We start from the raw sequence: 527 nt of genomic DNA on the forward strand, positions 1-527 counted from the left end.
GGTGAATACGTTCCCGGGCCTTGTACACACCGCCCGTCACACCATGGGAGTGGGCTGCAAAAGAAGTGGGTAGCTTAACCTTCGGGGGGGCGCTCACCACTTTGTGGTTCATGACTGGGGTGAAGTCGTAACAAGGTAGCCCTAGGGGAACCTGGGGCTGGATCACCTCCTTACCTATACGACTAACTTAATGTTTGTTGAGTGTTCACACAGATTGCTTGTTTAGCTTCTCTYASGAGAAGTCAGAGCTAAATGCGCCGCGAGCCGGTACGCATTGTTCTTTAACAATTTGGAAAGCTGATAGTATTTAATTGCATGAGTCTGTCATGTRATTAATTACAAAACGTTTAATGCGCAAGCATTGAACATGAGTTCTCAAACACTTTATTAAGTGTCTTGAATATTCAAAAGTAAATTATTCTTTATTGAATAGTTTACGTCTAAGGCGCGTCCACTTCTTTGGTCAGAAGTGAGACAAGTAAAACCAAGCTGGTCGCAATGCGGCGCAGATGAGTGAAACTCATTTG

The 527-nt window shown here is 44.5% G+C and carries 1 rRNA gene; it reads left to right on the plus strand.

Annotated elements, in window-relative coordinates:
* Positions 1 to 173: ribosomal RNA gene (locus tag L5M49_RS25250) — 16S ribosomal RNA — on the plus strand; the annotation flags it as partial.
* Between the last annotated feature and the right edge of the window lie 354 nt (positions 174 to 527).

Source organism: Shewanella sp. SM74, from assembly GCF_025653725.1.
Lineage (GTDB): Bacteria > Pseudomonadota > Gammaproteobacteria > Enterobacterales > Shewanellaceae > Shewanella > Shewanella oncorhynchi.